Origin of the sequence: Rhodoplanes sp. SY1, assembly GCF_046000175.1 — a bacterium.
In the GTDB taxonomy this organism is placed as follows: domain Bacteria; phylum Pseudomonadota; class Alphaproteobacteria; order Rhizobiales; family Xanthobacteraceae; genus Rhodoplanes.
The window spans coordinates 14,380-27,748 of the sequence record NZ_JBEOMB010000181.1 but is presented as its reverse complement, the minus strand read 5'-3'; the positions used below and the strand labels follow the sequence as shown (position 1 = coordinate 27,748).

Below are 13,369 nucleotides of genomic sequence, written 5' to 3'. Positions count from 1 at the left end.
CCATCCCGACGACCTGGTTCCTGGCCCTCAACCCGTTCCTGATCTTCGCCTTCACGCCGTTCATCGTCGAGCTCTGGGCGTGGCAGAGCCGGCGCGGGCGCGAGCCGTCCACGGTCGGCAAGATGGCGGTCGGCTGCTTCGGCGTCGCGCTCGCCAACCTGATCATGGCGGCCGCCGCCCTTCACGGTGGCGCGCCCGGCGCTGTACCTCTCGCCGGTCGGCTTCTCGCTCGTCTCGACGGTGGCGCCGCTGCGCCACGTCTCGCTCCTGATGGCGGTGTGGCTCGGCACCAGCTTCACCGGCAACCTCCTGGGCGGGGCGCTGGGCAGCCTGTGGAGCGTGATGGACAAGGCGACGTTCTTCCTGATGATCGCGGCGATCGCGGGCCTCGCCGGCGCCATGATCGCGGCGTTCCGCCGGCCCCTGCACGATCTTTTGCACGCGCCGCCGGACGCCACGGCCATGGATGCCGATCGGGCGACGGCCCCGCGCCCCGCGGCCGGGGCCTGACCGCCTCCCGCCCTGCCCTCTTGTTGTCGCGGCCCGCTCCTGCCACAAGCAGCCGGCATTCGACGGGCACCCCCGCGGAGACGGCTTCATGGACGACACCTCGATCCTGGTGACCGGCGGCGCCGGCTTCCTCGGCTCGCACCTGTGCGACCGGCTGGTGGCGGCCGGGCACGAGGTCCTGTGCATCGACAACTTCTACACGGGCTCGCGCCGCAACGTGGCGCATCTGCTGGGCAAGTCCAATTTCGAGCTGTCGCGGCACGACGTGACGTTTCCGCTCTATGTCGAGGTCGACCGCATCTTCAACCTCGCCTGCCCGGCGAGCCCGGTGCACTACCAGTTCGATCCCGTCCAGACGACCAAGACGAGCGTGCACGGCGCCATCAACATGCTCGGCCTCGCCAAGCGGGTGAAGGCGCGCCTGCTGCAGGCGTCGACCTCCGAGGTCTACGGCGACCCCGAGATCCATCCGCAGCGCGAGGATTATTGGGGCCGAGTGAACCCGATCGGGCCGCGCAGTTGCTATGACGAGGGCAAGCGCTGCGCCGAGACGCTGATGTTCGACTACCACCGCCAGCACGGGCTGGAGATCAAGGTGGTGCGCATCTTCAACACCTACGGCCCGCGCATGCACCCGAACGACGGCCGCGTGGTGTCGAACTTCATCGTCCAGGCGCTCAAGGGCGAGGAGATCACGATCTACGGCGACGGCCAGCAGACGCGCTCGTTCTGCTACGTCGACGACCTGATCGAGGGCATGCTGCGGATGATGGACACGCCCGCCGACTTCGTCGGCCCGGTCAACATCGGCAATCCGGGCGAGTTCACCATGCTGGAGCTCGCCGAGCTGGTGATGAAGCTGACCGGCAGCCGCTCGACGCTGACCTTCAAGCCGTTGCCGGCCGACGACCCGAAGCAGCGCTGCCCCGACATCGGCCTCGCGCAACGGACGCTCGGCTGGGCGCCGACCGTGTCGCTGGAGGACGGCCTGAAGCCGACCATCGCGTATTTCAAGGGCGTGCTGGGATTGTGAGACGGCTGTTCACCTCTCCCCGCGCGCGGGGAGAGGTCGGGGTTCGCGCCGCAGGCGCGAAGCCGGGTGAGGGGGCGCCGCCGCGAGTCTCTACGCCTGAGACCTCTGCATCAGCTCTCTGCGTCGGGGAGAGGCCCCCTCACCCGCCGCGCTGCGCGCGTCGACCTCTCCCCGCGCGCGGGGAGAGGTGAAGAGAGGGCCCGCGGCGCGGCACCGCGACCTGATCACTTCGAGCGCAGGCGCTGCAGGCTGGTGCGGCTGTTCGCGTCGGAGGGGTCGTAGGAGACGGCGCGCTCGTAGTCGTCGATGGCGAGATCGACGCGGCCGCGCCGCTCGTTGGCGTAGCCGCGCCACACGATGGCGCTGAACGCCTTCTCGTCGATCGCCAGCGCCCGGTCGAAGTCCGCCACGGCGGCGTCCCATTCCTCCGTCACCAGCGCCGCATAGCCGCGCCCGAGAAACGCGAAGAAGCGGTCGTTGCGATCGCGCAGCGCCGCGCGGAGCGCCCGGTTGTAGTCGGCTTTCGCCTCGTCGTAGCGCTCCAGATTGATCTTCGCCTCGGCGCGTGCGAGCAGCGAGCGTCCGTCCTGCCAGTCGAGCCGGATGGCATCGTTGTAGCTCTCGATGGCGCGCTCGTGCGCCCCCATGGCGGCATGCACGCGGCCGATCGCATACGGATAGACGGGCTTGCGCGGCTCGATGCGGGCCCCCGTCGCGAAATCGGCGAGTGCGTCGGCGAAACGGTGGCGGCGCAGATAGAAATAGCCGCGGTCGAGATACATGGCCGGGTCGTTGCGGGACAGGGCGACGAGCTCGCTGAAGTCCGCCTCGGCGCGCTCGAAGTCGGCGACCTTCTCGTACAGCGAGGCGCGGGTGCGCAGCACCATGCGGCGGTCGGCGCCGTCCGGCAGGGTCGCCTTGATGGCCGCCTCGTCGACCGCGAAGCCGCGGGCGAGCGAGTTCAGAGCCTCGCGCTGGGCATTGGCGTTGAGCTGTCGAGTCAGCTTCTCCGAGAACGACTCGGAGCGACCCGGCTGGGACCACAGCGCGAGGCCGAGCAGCCCGAGCAGGAGCGCGATGTCGAGACGGCGGATGCGGGGGACGGTGATCATTCCAGACAACTCCACACCCGAACAGGCTAGCGGAGGTCGGTTACGGAAGCCCTCGCCGACGACCGCAAAATCCCGCCGTACTCGATGCAAATGCCGTCCGTCCCGGCAAGCCGCCGTTCACCCTCTGTCGTGTCGCGTCGTCTCCATTCGAGCCGCGGCTGCAGGGCGCCGTCAGGCGAGCGGCAGCCCCGAATAGTTCTCGGCCAGCGCCGTCGACGCGGCGACCGAGCCGGCCACGTAGCCGATGTCGGCCTGCTGGCGGCGCCGGTCGAAGGCGGTCTCGTCGGGGAAGCGGTGCAGGAGCTGGGTCATGAACCAGGAGAAGCGCTGCGCCTTCCACACCCGGTCGAGACAGGTGCGGGAATAGCCGACGAGCGCGTCGTCGCGGTTCTGCTGATAATGCGCGGTGAGGGCGCGCGACAGATACACGACGTCGGCGAAGGCGAGGTTCATGCCCTTGGCGCCGGTCGGCGGCTGGATGTGCGCGGAGTCGCCGGCGAGGAACAGCCGGCCGTGCTGCATCGGCTCGACGACCACGCTGCGCATCGGCGTGACGCTCTTCTGCAGCACCTTTCCACGGGCCAGCGCGCAGGAGCCGCCGAGGCGGGCCTCCAGCTCGTCGAACACCTGGGCGTCCGACCAGCGCTCGGCGTCCTCGTCCGGCGCACATTGCAGATAGAGCCGCGACAACGTCGGCGAGCGCATCGAGAACAGGGCGAAGCCCCGCTCGTGATAGGCGTAGATCAGCTCGTCGGCGGGCGGCGGCGACTCCGACAGGATGCCGAGCCAGCCGAACGGGTAGCCGCGATCGTAGACGGTGAGCATGCCGTCCGGGATGGATGGCCGCGCGATGCCGTGGAAGCCGTCGCAGCCGGCGACGAAGTCGCAGGCGATGGTCCTCGCCTCGCCGCCGTGCTGGAAATGCACGACGGGGCGGTCGGTCTCGATCCCCTCGAGCCCGGTCGCCTCGGCCTCGAACAGGATCTCGCCGCCCTGCGAGAGCGACAGCGCGATGAGATCCTTCACCACCTCCTTCTGGTCGTAGATGGTGACGATGCGGCCGACGAGCTGTCGAAAGTCGATGTGATGCAGGCGACCGTCGCTACTCAGCTTGATGCCGTCGTGGACCATGCCCTCCCGCTGCAGCCGCTCACCCGCCCCGATCTCGATCAGCAGCTCGCGCGCCCAGTGCTCGAGCAGCCCCGCCCGGACCCGCTGCTCGACATAGGCTCGGCTGCGGGATTCGAGGACGACGGAGGAGATGCCCTCCCGCCTCAGCAGCAGCGACAGCATGAGCCCGGCCGGACCGGCGCCGATGATGGCGACCTCGGTGCGCATCGTCTCCTCCCGAATGATTGTTGTTGGTCTGCAACCTCCTGTAGGAGGTCGGCCGGACCCCGGAGAAGACCGCGGAGCGGGAAACGCTGGCACATTTCCCGCAGGCCCCGGCCGGGCCGCGCCCGCTTCGGCTCGCCCCTGGCGCCGCCGCGACGCCGTGTGGCGGGCTCCCCCGGTGGCGGCGGAGGCCGAAAACGCTGTCCGGGCCTCGGTGCAAACGCGGACTGTGACGAAGAAACGACAGGGATTTTGGGCGTTTACTTAACTGATCGCGGCGCGAAGCATTGACATTGCAACCCGTCCCCCTATGTTGTCGGGCGTCGGTTCGCCGTATGTTCGACCGTCCATCCCGCACACCGTCGTCGATGTTTTGACCGGCACGGCTGGACCCTGCGGGCGTTCACCTTCGAGGATCCATGTCTTTCGCCAATCTCGGCCTGTCCGAAAAAGTGCTCGATGCGGTCGCGTCCGCCGGTTACACCGCGCCGACCCCGATCCAGGAACAGGCCATCCCGCACGTCCTCGCCCATCGTGACGTGCTCGGCATCGCCCAGACCGGCACCGGCAAGACCGCCGCCTTCGTTCTGCCGATGCTGACCAAGCTCGAGCAGGGCCGCGCCCGCGCCCGGATGCCGCGCACCCTGATCCTCGAGCCGACGCGCGAGCTCGCCGCGCAGGTCGAGGAAAGCTTCATCAAGTACGGCAAGAACCACAAGCTCAACGTCGCCCTGCTGATCGGCGGCGTGTCGTTCGGCAACCAGGACACCAAGCTGACGCGCGGCGTCGACGTGCTGATCGCGACCCCGGGCCGGCTGCTCGACCACACCGAGCGCGGCGGCCTGCTGCTCACCGGCGTCGAGCTCCTGGTGATCGACGAAGCCGACCGCATGCTCGACATGGGCTTCATCCCGGACATCGAGCGCATCTGCAAGCTGGTCCCCTTCACCCGCCAGACGCTGTTCTTCACCGCCACCATGCCGCCGGAGATCCGGCGCATCACCGAGCAGTTCCTGCACAACCCGGTGAAGGTCGAGGTCACCCGCGCCGCCAGCACGGTCGACACGATCACGCAGGGCCTGGTGAAGGCCGGCCGCGAGCCGCACGACAAGCGCGAGGTGCTGCGCCGGCTGATCCGCCAGGCCGAGGGCCTGAAGAACGCGATCATCTTCTGCAACCGCAAGCGCGAGGTCGCGACCCTCTATCGCTCGCTCCTGCGCCACAAGTTCTCCGTCGTCGCCCTGCACGGCGACATGGACCAGTCGTCGCGCATGGCGGCGCTCGACCAGTTCCGCAAGAACGAGGTGACGCTGCTGGTCGCCTCCGACGTCGCCGCCCGCGGGCTCGACATCCCGGATGTCAGCCACGTGTTCAACTTCGACGTCCCGCACCATGCCGACGATTATGTCCACCGCATCGGCCGCACCGGCCGGGCCGGACGCTCGGGCACGGCGCTGACCCTCGTCACCGGGGGCGACAGCAAGGCCGTGGCGGCGATCGAGAAGCTGATCGGCCGCGGCATCGACTGGTACGGCAACCCGCCCGCCGACGACCTCGCCGAGGACGACGGCCCGCGCGAGCCGGTCCGCATGGGGTCTCGCATGCCCCGCCGTGGCCGCGGCCAGGCGCAGGACGGCGAGGGCCGCCCCGCCCGTGGCCGGTCGCGCGACGGCCAGCCGCGCGACCATCAGGAGTCTCGCGAGGCGCACGAGCCCGCCCAGGACCGCGGCCATCAACCGCGCGCGGCCCGAGACCGTGGCACTCAGGAACGTGGCACTCAGGAACGTGGCACCCGCGACAAGGGCACCCGTCCGGCGGACGACGCCCGTCGGCCCGGACGCGGCAAGCGGGACGCCACCGTCACGCCGCTGGAGACGGCCCGCCGCCGCGCGTCGCGCGACGAGGCGCCGGACGACATCGAGAATTGGCTGCCCGCCTTCCTGCTGCGCCCGGTGCGCGTGAAGGCCTGACCGCCCGCCGACGCCGCCCTTCCCCCTCGGTGCCGGGCCACGCCGCCCTCGGCGTCCGGCCCGCGTGGCGCGTCGCGCCACCCGGCGGTTCCGCGCTCTGCTCTCTTTCAACGGTCCTTGTGCGGGGCGCTCATGCTCGAAATCGGGCGGAATGTCGGCGCTCTAGTCTTCTAGACCTATGTCTGGGACACGACCCTACCCGTTCGGGCGATCAGGTTTATCACGGCCCGTTTACGTCAAATTTAGCCCGCCGGCTTAACGTCCGGTCAGACGGTACGAGGCGCCAACGGGCGCCCGGCCGCACTCCCCACAGGGTTGGAGTACGCGGATGTCGGGCAGGGCGGACGATTTCGATCGCACCATCTCCTTCGCGAAAGTCGCCCTCGACCAGATCGAGGCGCTGCGCATCTCCGCGGCACCGCGTCACTACGAGCTCTGGTACCACTACGCGACCGGCTACAACGCCCCTCTGAATGCCGCCATCAACGACCGTCTCTCCCAGGCCGGCAAACTGTCGACCGAGGAGGTCGACCGGCTGCACGCGCAGTTCTTCGCGCCGTCGCGGCTCGGCGAGCAGATCGAGTCGATCGGCGGCAAGGTCGCCGGCAAGATCGATCAGATCATGGCCGTGCTCGACGCCGCCATGGGCTCCACCAGCCGGGCGACCGAGACGCTGGCCGACGCGAGCGACCAGCTCGGCCACGCCGAGGACGCCAACGCGATCCATCGGGTGATCGGCGATCTGCTGCGCACCGTGAAGGAGATGGAGGGCAGCAACCGCGAGCTCGAGCAGCGCCTCGGCGCCTCCAAGGGCGAGATCGCCAAGCTGCAGCAGAACCTCGAGGAGCTGCGCAGCGAGAGCTTGACCGATCCGCTGACCACGCTCGCCAATCGCAAGTGCTTCGACGACGCCCTCGGCCGTCTCGTCGAGCAGGCCGCGGCGCACGGCCAGGCGCTGTCGTTGATCCTCACCGACATCGACCACTTCAAGCGCTTCAACGACACCTACGGCCACCTCACCGGCGACCAGGTGCTGCGGCTCGTCGCGCTATCGGTGAAGCAGAACGTCAAGGGCCAGGACGTCGCCGCCCGCTACGGCGGCGAGGAGTTCGCCGTCATCCTGCCGGAGACGCCGCTGCGCGCCGCCACCACGGTCGCCGACTACATCCGCCGCGCCGTGATGGGCAAGGAGCTGATGAAGCGCTCGACCCGCGAGGTTCTCGGTCGCGTCACCATCTCGTGCGGGGTCGCGACGCTGCGCCCGGCCGACACCATCCACAGCCTGATCGAGCGGACCGACGCCTGCCTCTACGCGGCCAAGCGGTCCGGCCGGAACATGGTGGTGTGCGAGACCGACCCCGAAGTCGTGCCGCTCGACACCAAGCGGATCGCCTGAGGCGCCCTGCCCGCCGTTACGCTTCGGTGTCGGCCGGCGTGATCTGCACCGACTCGCCGCAGCCGCAGGCCGAGACCTGGTTCGGGTTGCTGAACACGAAGCCGGCGGAGAGCTTCTCGGTCTTGAAGTCCATCTCGGTGCCGAGCAGGAACAGCACGGCCTTCGGGTCGACCAGCACCCGCACGCCCTTGTCCTCGATCACCTCGTCGGTCGGCGCGACCGCGGCGGCGTACTCCATCGTGTAGGACATGCCGGCGCAGCCGCCGTTCTTCACGCCGATGCGCACGCCGGCGATCGGCGTCTCCGCCTTCGCCATGATCTGCTTCAGCCGCGCCGCGGCGGCGTCGGTCAGCCGGATCACCTGCGGCCGCGGCCGCCGGGTCGCGGCGGGCCTGCTCGCGGATTGCGGACCCGTGGTCTCCGGGCTCACGATCTCTTGCGCCATCTCGTCTCTCCCTCGCGGCCGGGGGGCCACCGCCGGGGCGCCGCGACCGGCGCCTACCACATGTTGAGGACGACCCGCGCCTCGTCGGACATCCGGCTCGGATCCCAGGGCGGATCCCACACCACCGCGACGTCCACCGGGCCGACGCCGGCCACCGTCAGCACCGCGTTCTCCACCATGGTGGGAAGCTCCTGGGCCGAGGGACAGTTGGGCGTCGTCAGGGTCATGTCGACCGCCACCGAGCGGTCGTCGTTGATCTCGATCCGGTAGATCAGGCCGAGCTCGTAGATGTCGGCCGGGATCTCCGGGTCGTAGACGGTCTTCAGCGCCGCGACGATGTCGTCGGTCATGCGCCGGATCTCCTCGGCCGGCAGCGCCGAGCCGGACGGCGCCGCCACCGTCGCGTTCGCGCCGGCAGTCGCCGGGGCAGCGGCTTCGGCCGCCTTCGTCGTGTCGTTCATGCGAACATATCCTGCGCCTTGATCAGGGCCTCGGTCAGACGGTCGACCTCTTCGACCGTGTTGTAAAGCCCGAAGCTCGCCCTGCAGGTGGCCGTGACGCCGAACCGCGCCAGGAGCGGCATCACGCAGTGGGTGCCGGCCCGCACCGCGATACCGGACCGGTCGATGATGGTGGCGATGTCGTGCGGATGCGCGCCCTTCATCTCGAACGAGACGATGGCCCCCTTCTCGCGCGCCGTGCCGATGATGCGGAGCGAGTTGATCTCGCGCAGCCGATCGGTGGCGTAGGCGAGCAGCGTCTCCTCGTGCGCCCGGATGCGGTCGCGGCCGATCGAGGTGATGTAGTCGAGCGCCGCGCCGAAGCCGATCGCTTGGACGATCGCCGGCGTGCCGGCCTCGAAGCGGTGCGGCGGGTCGCCGTAGGTGACCCGGTCCTCGAACACCTCGCGGATCATCTCGCCGCCACCGAGGAAGGGCGGCATCTTCTCGAGGATGTCGTAGCGGGCGTAGAGCGCGCCGATGCCGCTCGGGCCGTAGAGCTTGTGGCCCGTGATCACATAGAAGTCGCAGCCGATGTCCTGGACGTCGACGTCGAGATGCACGGAGCCCTGCGCGCCGTCGACCAGCACCGGAATGCCGCGCGCATGCGCGAGGCGCACCACCTCCTTGACCGGCACCATGGTGCCGAGCCCGTTCGACATCTGGGTGATGGCGACGATCTTGGTGCGATCGGTCAGCAGCTTCTCGAATTCGTCGAGGAGAAAGTTGCCCTCGTCGTCGACCGGCGCCCACTTGATCACGGCGCCCTGCCGCTCGCGCAGGAAATGCCACGGCACGATGTTGGAGTGGTGCTCCATGATCGAGAGCACGATCTCGTCGCCCTCGCCGATGCGCTCGCGTCCGAAGGTCTGGGCGACCAGGTTGATCGCCTCGGTGGCGTTGCGGGTGAAGACGATCTCCTCGGCACGCGCCGCGCCGATGAACGCCCGCACCTTCTCGCGCGCACCTTCGTAGCCCTCGGTGGCCGCATTCGCGAGGTAGTGCAGGCCGCGATGCACGTTGGCGTATTCGTGCGTGTAGGCATGCGTCAGCCGATCGAGCACCGCGGTCGGCTTCTGGGCCGAGGCGGCGTTGTCCAGATAGACGAGCGGCTTGCCGTAGACCTTCAGCGACAGCGCCGGAAAGTCCTCGCGGATGCGGGCGACGTCGTAGGAGCCGTTCTGTACCGCAGGATGGGTCATGTGATGCGCACGCGCGGTCCGACGGACCGCGCCTCGTGCTACTCCCGTGCCTCGAGCCACCGCGCCGTCGCGGCCGTCAGGGCGTCGCGGATGCCCTCGTTCGTCACCGTGTCGATCGCCTCGCCGACGAAGGACTGGATCAGCAGCGTCTCGGCCTCCTTTTTCGGGATGCCGCGCGCCATCAGATAGAACAGCAGATCCTCGTCGAGCGAGCCGGCCGTGGCGCCGTGGCCGCAGACCACGTCGTCGGCGAAGATCTCGAGCTCCGGCTTGTGGTCGGCCTCGGCCGTCTCCGACAGGAGAAGCGCGTGCGAGGCCATCTTGCCGTCGGTCTTCTGCGCGTCGGGGCGCACCACGATCTTGCCCTGGAAGACGCTGCGGCTCTCGCCGTCGAGCACGCCCTTGAAGGTCTCGCGGCTGACGCAGCCGCCGATCGCGTGATCGACGACGAGCGTCGCGTCGGCGTGCTGGCGGCCCTTCAGCATGGTCGCGCCGTTGAGCGACAGCGCGATGCCGGAGCCGTCGCAGCGCACGAAGAGCTGGTTGCGCACCGCGGCGCCGCCGAGCGCGACGACGAGATCGTTGTAACGAACATGCGGGCCGAGCGCCGCCGTCAGCGTCGCGACATGCAGAGCCGACGCGCCGTCGAGCCCGATCTTGACGTGGTCGATCTCGGCGCCGTCGCCGGCGACGACATCGAGCGCGGTGTTGATCTGATAGTCGAGACCGTCCGGCCCCTCGTGGCTCTCCACCAGCGTCACGGCGGCCCCTGCCCCGACGCTCAGCAGCGAGCGGGTGTACACGGCCGCCGGCACCGGGCCGGTGAAGCAGAAGACGAGATGGATCGGCCGCGCGACCTTCGCACCGGGTGCCACCCGGATCACGGCGCCGTCGCCCATGAAGGCGGTGTTGAGCGCGAAGGCGACGTCCTTCTCGGCCGGGCTCTGGGCGCCGAGCTGCCCCGTCACCTCGGAGTCGCCGCGGGTCAGGGCATCGGCGAGCGAGCCGATCGACAGGCCGGGCTCGAGCCCGTCGAGGTCGGAGAGATCCTTCACGAAGACGCCGTCGGCGATCACGATCCGGCGCAGCTCGGCGTCGGCCAGGAGGGCGCCGGCGGCGCGCGCCCGCACCTTGCCGATCTCGCCCGGCGGCTGCGCCAAGGGCTTCGCCTCGCGCATCAGGGCGCGCAGATCCGTGTACTTCCACGTCTCGACGCGGCGGGTCGGCAGGCCGGCGGCAGCGAACGTCTCGAACGCGGCCGCGCGGCGCGCGCTCACCGGCGCGGCGCCGGGCAGCCGGTCCTTCACGCCGTCGAAGGCAGCCGCGATCGCCTGCTCGGCGTCGGTTCTCGCGGCATCGGTGTTGGCGGTCGTCGGTCGGGTCATGATCAGGTCATCCGCTATGCGGTCGGGGCTCGGACGGCGCGATCTGCGATCAGGCCGCCGCCTCCTGCTCGTAGTCGGCGTAGCCCTTGGCCTCGAGCTCGAGCGCCAGCTCCTTGCCGCCGGTGCGAACGATACGACCACGCGAAAACACGTGGACGATGTCCGGGACGATGTGGTTGAGCAGCCGCTGATAGTGCGTGATCACGATGATGCCGCGCTCGGGCGAGCGCAGCCGGTTCACGCCCTCGGCCGCGATCTTCAGCGCGTCGATGTCGAGCCCCGAGTCGGTCTCGTCGAGGATCGCGAGCTTGGGCTGGAGCAGCGCCATCTGCAGCACCTCGGCGCGCTTCTTCTCGCCGCCCGAGAAGCCGACATTGACGGGGCGCTTGAGCATCTCGGGATCGATCGAGAGGTTCTTGGCCTCCTCGCGCACCCGCTTCATGAACTCCGGCGTCGAGAGCTCCGGCTCGCCGCGCTTCTTGCGCTGCGCGTTCATCGCGGTGCGCAGGAACGTCATGGTGGCGACGCCCGGGATCTCCATCGGATACTGGAAGGCGAGGAACAGGCCCGCCGCGGCGCGCTCGTCCGGCGCCATGTCCAGGAGCTCTACGCCGTCGAGCAGCGCCTCGCCGCCCGTCACCTCGTAGCCGTCCTTGCCGGACAGCACATGCGCCAGCGTCGACTTGCCCGAGCCGTTCGGGCCCATGATGGCGTGCACCTCGCCCGGGTTCACGGTGAGGTTCACGCCCCGGAGGATCTGACGGTCCTCGACGGAGGCCTCGAGGTTCTTGATTTCCAGAAGCGACATTTCGATTTCACCTCGTGTTGTCCCGCCCTGCATCGCAGCGGCCGGGCGTCACGCGTCGAATGGGATGAGGATCCGCGCGGCGTGTCTGCACATCGCCGCCGCGGACGTGTCGATCAGCCGACCGAGCCTTCCAGGCTGATGGAGATCAGCTTCTGGGCCTCGACGGCGAACTCCATCGGCAGGTGCTGGAGCACGTCGCGGACGAAGCCGTTGACGACGAGCGCCACCGCTTCTTCCGGCGAGAGACCGCGCTGCATGCAGTAGAACAGCATGTCCTCGGAGATCTTCGAGGTGGTCGCCTCGTGCTCGAACACGGCGGAGGCGTTCTTCGCCTCGATGTACGGGACCGTATGGGCGCCGCAGTGCGAGCCGATCAAGAGCGAGTCGCAGTTGGTGAAGTTGCGCGCGCCGGTCGCCTTGCGGTGGGCCGAGACGAGGCCCCGATAGGTGTTGTCGGAGCGGCCCGCCGCGATGCCCTTGGAGATGATCCGGCTCGTCGTGTTCTTGCCGAGATGGATCATCTTGGTGCCGGAATCGACCTGCTGGCGGCCGTTCGAGATCGCGATCGAGTAGAATTCTCCGCGCGAACCTTCTCCCCGGAGGATGCAGGACGGGTACTTCCAGGTGATGGCCGAGCCGGTCTCCACCTGGGTCCAGGAGATCTTCGATCGGGCCCCGCGGCAGTCGCCCCGCTTGGTGACGAAGTTGTAGATGCCGCCCTTGCCTTCGGAGTCGCCCGGGTACCAGTTCTGGACCGTCGAGTACTTGATCTCGGCGTCGTCGAGCGCGATCAGCTCGACCACGGCGGCGTGCAGCTGATTCTCGTCGCGGCGCGGCGCCGTGCAGCCTTCCAGGTAGCTCACATAGGAGCCCTTGTCGGCGATGATCAGGGTGCGCTCGAACTGGCCGGTGTTCTTCTCGTTGATGCGGAAATAGGTCGACAGCTCCATCGGGCAGCGCACGCCCGGCGGGATGTAGACGAACGAGCCGTCCGAGAACACGGCGGAGTTCAGGGTGGCGAAGAAGTTGTCCGTCACCGGCACGACCGAGCCGAGATACTTCTGCACCAGCTCGGGATGCTCGTGCACGGCCTCGGAGATCGGCATGAAGATCACGCCGGCCTTCTTCAGCTCCTCCTTGAAGGTCGTCGCCACCGACACCGAATCGAACACAGCGTCGACCGCGACCCGGGTGCCGCCGGCCGGGCCTTCGGTCCCGTCCTCGCGCACCACGCCGGCGAGGATCTCCTGCTCGCGCAGCGGGATGCCCAGCTTCTCGTAGGTCCGCAGGATCTCCGGATCGACGTCGTCGAGCGACTTCGGCGCCACGAAGGCCTTCGGGGCGGCGTAGTAGTAGAGATCGTCGTAGTCGATCTTCGGATAATCGACGCGCGCCCAGGTCGGCTCGTCCATGGTGAGCCAGCGCCGATAGGCGTCCAGCCGCCACTCCAGCAGCCAGGCGGGCTCTTTCTTCTTGGCCGAAATGAAGCGGACGATGTCCTCGGACAGTCCCTTCGGCGCCTTCTCGGTCTCGATCTGCGTCTCGAAACCGTACTTGTACTGGTCGACGTCGATGCTCTTGACCTGCTCGACGGTCTCCTGCACGGCCGGCATCTCATTCCCTCCACTGCGGTTTCAAGGACCGCGGGTTGGATGTTGCCCTATGGTGTTCGT

At 68.8% G+C, this 13,369-nt stretch carries 12 protein-coding genes; 4 read left to right on the top strand and 8 right to left on the bottom strand.

The window, feature by feature from the left end; genetic code table 11:
- The first annotated feature begins 186 nt into the window (after positions 1-186).
- Together ABTU92_RS27740 and ABTU92_RS27735 are read left to right on the top strand one after the other, a co-directional pair.
- Positions 187-510, top strand: a complete 324-nt coding sequence (locus ABTU92_RS27740) for a hypothetical protein (RefSeq protein WP_408094815.1) — start codon at positions 187-189, stop codon at positions 508-510.
- An 88-nt stretch (positions 511-598) separates the two neighbouring features.
- Positions 599-1,543, top strand: a complete 945-nt coding sequence (locus tag ABTU92_RS27735) for a UDP-glucuronic acid decarboxylase family protein (protein WP_408094814.1) — start codon at positions 599-601, stop codon at positions 1,541-1,543.
- Positions 1,544-1,767: 224 nt separating this feature from the next.
- On the opposite strand, the gene ABTU92_RS27730 is transcribed toward ABTU92_RS27735, so the two are convergent.
- Positions 1,768-2,655: a tetratricopeptide repeat protein gene (locus ABTU92_RS27730; RefSeq protein WP_408094813.1), complete on the bottom strand. Its 888-nt coding sequence runs from the start codon at positions 2,653-2,655 to the stop codon at positions 1,768-1,770.
- A 171-nt stretch (positions 2,656-2,826) separates the two neighbouring features.
- Entirely contained in the window at positions 2,827-3,993 is a 1,167-nt protein-coding gene (locus tag ABTU92_RS27725) for a 4-hydroxybenzoate 3-monooxygenase (protein WP_408094812.1), read from the bottom strand.
- Between the two features lie 416 nt (positions 3,994-4,409).
- Between ABTU92_RS27725 and ABTU92_RS27720 the strand changes: the two genes are divergently transcribed.
- On the top strand, positions 4,410-5,960 hold the full coding sequence (locus ABTU92_RS27720) for a DEAD/DEAH box helicase (protein ID WP_408094811.1): 1,551 nt from the start codon (positions 4,410-4,412) through the stop codon (positions 5,958-5,960).
- Between the two features lie 328 nt (positions 5,961-6,288).
- Positions 6,289-7,356 (top strand): GGDEF domain-containing protein, encoded by a 1,068-nt coding sequence (locus ABTU92_RS27715; RefSeq protein ID WP_408094810.1) that lies wholly within the window; start codon positions 6,289-6,291, stop codon positions 7,354-7,356.
- A 16-nt stretch (positions 7,357-7,372) separates the two neighbouring features.
- Here the strand turns inward: ABTU92_RS27715 and ABTU92_RS27710 are convergent, their stop codons facing one another.
- The 6 genes from ABTU92_RS27710 to sufB form a co-directional block, all read right to left on the bottom strand.
- Complete coding sequence (locus ABTU92_RS27710; RefSeq protein WP_408094809.1) at positions 7,373-7,801, bottom strand: HesB/IscA family protein; 429 nt, start codon at positions 7,799-7,801, stop codon at positions 7,373-7,375.
- Positions 7,802-7,854: 53 nt separating this feature from the next.
- Positions 7,855-8,262 (bottom strand): SUF system Fe-S cluster assembly protein, encoded by a 408-nt coding sequence (locus ABTU92_RS27705; protein WP_408094808.1) that lies wholly within the window; start codon positions 8,260-8,262, stop codon positions 7,855-7,857.
- Positions 8,259-9,503 (bottom strand): cysteine desulfurase, encoded by a 1,245-nt coding sequence (locus ABTU92_RS27700; RefSeq protein ID WP_408094807.1) that lies wholly within the window; start codon positions 9,501-9,503, stop codon positions 8,259-8,261. The genes ABTU92_RS27705 and ABTU92_RS27700 overlap by 4 nt, the downstream gene beginning before the upstream one ends.
- A 38-nt stretch (positions 9,504-9,541) precedes the next feature.
- On the bottom strand, positions 9,542-10,888 hold the full coding sequence (gene sufD / locus ABTU92_RS27695) for a Fe-S cluster assembly protein SufD (RefSeq protein WP_408094806.1): 1,347 nt from the start codon (positions 10,886-10,888) through the stop codon (positions 9,542-9,544).
- Between the two features lie 49 nt (positions 10,889-10,937).
- Positions 10,938-11,696, bottom strand: a complete 759-nt coding sequence (gene sufC, locus ABTU92_RS27690; RefSeq protein WP_408094805.1) for a Fe-S cluster assembly ATPase SufC — start codon at positions 11,694-11,696, stop codon at positions 10,938-10,940.
- A 113-nt stretch (positions 11,697-11,809) separates the two neighbouring features.
- A complete protein-coding gene (sufB, locus tag ABTU92_RS27685; protein WP_408094804.1) occupies positions 11,810-13,309 on the bottom strand; it encodes a Fe-S cluster assembly protein SufB in 1,500 nt (499 codons plus the stop codon).
- Positions 13,310-13,369: the final 60 nt, after the last annotated feature.